The organism is Paraprevotella xylaniphila YIT 11841, from assembly GCF_000205165.1.
In the GTDB taxonomy this organism is placed as follows: Bacteria; Bacteroidota; Bacteroidia; order Bacteroidales; family Bacteroidaceae; genus Paraprevotella; species Paraprevotella xylaniphila.
In genome coordinates this window covers 1-3,024 of sequence record NZ_GL883847.1, presented here as the reverse complement: position 1 = coordinate 3,024, position 3,024 = coordinate 1, and the positions used below count along the sequence as shown (strand labels likewise).

2 protein-coding genes are annotated in these 3,024 nt (G+C 41.5%); both read right to left on the bottom strand.

Annotation, left to right across the window (positions count from 1 at the left end):
- Positions 1 to 1,147, bottom strand: a 1,147-nt coding sequence (locus tag HMPREF9442_RS07710) for a sensor histidine kinase (RefSeq protein WP_008627132.1), incomplete at its 3' end; no start/stop codon positions are given.
- The coding region (gene tet(Q), locus HMPREF9442_RS07705) for a tetracycline resistance ribosomal protection protein Tet(Q) (protein WP_008627130.1) at positions 1,147 to 3,024 on the bottom strand (1,878 nt) is incomplete at its 5' end. The genes tet(Q) and HMPREF9442_RS07710, both read right to left, overlap by 1 nt.

The window sequence follows — 3,024 nt, the reverse complement described above, 5'->3', positions numbered from 1 at the left end:
CAAGTGTGTGCGTGATTGCAGAAATCCGGCAGGGTGACAGACGGGGCTGTTCCTTGCCGTTGTCCAGGCGGAAGAAGTCAAGCAAAGTGTTGAGCATATCCCGCATACGGTCGGAGGATTGCAGTATGTTTTGGATATACTGCCCGGACTTATCCTCACACTGTTCTTTCCGTATCAGTTCGGCATAGCCTGTTATTGCTGTCAGCGGTGTGCGCAGTTCATGGGTGATAGTATGCACCGCCTTCTTCCTTGACGTTATCAGTGCCTCGTTCCGTTGTACGGATTGTTCCAGTTGCCTTATCAAATCAGTTGTCTTGTGCTTGTATTGTTTAATGCTTTTTGCATCACGATGTATGATGATGTAGGAAATTAACAACAATAGAAGAACGAATCCCATTAAACCGCCTACTTGCATAAATGACTTTTCACGCATGGCAACTATTTCGTCTTCCCGGCTTTGCAGGTCGGTTTGTACCTTTTCTTCTATTTGGCAAATCAATTCTTGCAGTTGTCTGTTAAGTTCTGCATTACGAGCTGCAAGGCTGTCGGCTTGTTCCGACAATTGGCGATCCTGCACTTTCTGTTCGCTGATTACGTTTCTATTGACCGAATGAAGGATAGTAGTTGATACTGCTGGAGTTACTTCCTTTTTTTTGCCGAATATGCCTAAGAAACCTTTTCGTTTTGGCTTTTTGGACTGTTCCTGCACACTTTTCTGCACAATAACCGGAATTTGATTGGCTATCTTCTTGTTAATAGATTGTTGTTCATCCATTAACTGGACTATCTGGAACATCTGTCGTTCCTTATCCTCTAAAAGACTGCGCACACTATCGATGCGCTCTGCTGGATAGGTGACCTTGAAACGGCAGAGCATACTGTCCATTGCCATACGCCGTGCATGGTAATGCTCGATATCTTTATCGTTCCATTCCAGTATTGTTTCACCCAATAGAGAAAATTTTATCATTTGAATATTGATATTGTTTATTTCTTTTCGGAGCTCGTCTATTTTTTTATTGCCAAGTTCTAATGCTTCTATCTCCTGCCATTCATAGAGGCTATTATATGCCATACATCCGATAAGAATGGAGATAAGTATATATCCCAACCGTATTGCCTTATAGAAATTTCCTGACCGCTCCATTATTTTAATGACATTGATTTTTGGAACATGAATAAAAGTTTATCTTTTTCGTTCATGCGGATATTATCAGAATAACCGTCTTTTGTTATTTGATACCCACATGGCTTAACCATAAAAATGCCTAAGCCCTTAGTGTACGAACTTACTTCTGAGGCATAGTCTTTACTTGTATTTAATGGAACTTTCCCTTTAATATGACACCACTCATTATTACAACTGATGTCTTCAATCTCAGACATCATTTTTTGCAAATCTGTAATAGCTTTGGAACTCGCCACCTGAGGTATCTGCAACTCAAAACAGAGCATCGGTTCGAGAATGTCCACACCTGACTGTTGCAAAGCCAGCCTGAAGACATAAGGGGTCAGCTGTCTGAAATCAGCAGGTGTGCTCACCGGGCTATAATACTCGGCTTGAGTGAAAGTTACTTTCAGATCTGTCACTTCCCATCCATGTAACCCCGATTGGCACGACATACGAATCCCTTCAAAAACAGCATTTTGAAAAGAATGATTCAGATAACCATAGGAGATGTCACTTTCTATTTGCAACCCTGCCCCTAACGGTAAGGGTTCAAGAGTCAGCCCTATTGTGGCCCAGTAAGGGTTGGGTGGCACTTCTATCTGAATAATCTTATTGACCTTTTTTACAGGTCGTTCTTTGTAGATAGTCTTGACCTCATCAAAATGGACCTTGACGGAAAACCGTTCTTCCAGCAATGTCTGTATGATTTCCTTTTGGGTCAAACCATATAGCGAGATTTCCAATTCATCGCTATATGAGTTTATGGAAAAGGACAAAGACGGGTCTTCAATCCACAATGTATTCAGAGCGGATATCACCTTGCTTCTCTCTTCGGGCTTGTCCGGTCGGACGGAGGATTTGAGAGCGGGATTTTGATGAGATAACCCTTGAATCAAACAAGGTTCAGCACCTAAATAATCTCCGATTCGAAAATCTTCCATATCCTCTACAATCGCAATATCGTTGGCACCCACTTCATCAACATTTATCTCTCTGCCCTGATAAATAGTTTTCAGATTTTTAATCTTGATGAATTTTTCCGAATCATTGATTCTTACAACGTCTCGAAGTCTCAGACTTCCGTCAATTATTTTTAGAAAACTTCTTTTATGTCCTTTGGGGTCATGCTCTATCTTATAGAGATAAGCTGACAGTCTGTTTGAGACTGATGCCGGAGGAAGTATAAAAGAAGAGATGGCGTCCAACAACTCATTGATACCGATATTGAACATTGCTGATCCATGTAGTACCGGATAGACTTTGGCTTTTGCCACAAGAGCGATTATCGTATTCCAATAATCAGCCGGTGAAATTTCGCTATCCGCCAAATATCGTTCTAATATATCGTCGTCATGGTTGCATACAAATTCTTTGTATTCTTCCTTTATATATGTTTGGGAGCAAACCGGATAAACCGATCCATCGACAACAGTTTGCATAAACAGGACATCTTGCGACAGATTTGTTTTTATATCCATATACAAACGCTCCAAATTCACACCGGCACGGTCAATCTTATTGATAAATATAATTGTCGGGATTTGCAGCTTTTGTAAAGTGTTGAACAGCAACTTTGTCTGCGCTTGTATGCCTTCCTTTGCGGATAAGATGAGGACTGCTCCATCAAGCATTTTGAATGTCCGCTCCACTTCCGCAATAAAATCCATGTGTCCCGGAGTGTCAATGATATTGCATTTCACTCCATTCCAGATAATAGATGTCGTAGAAGCCCGGACAGTAATTCCTCTACGTTTCTCTATATCCATAGAGTCCGTTATGGTGTCACCATTATCCACACGGCCGCACTTTTCCGTTGCTCCACTGGCAAACAGCAGATTCTCGGTTACGGAAGT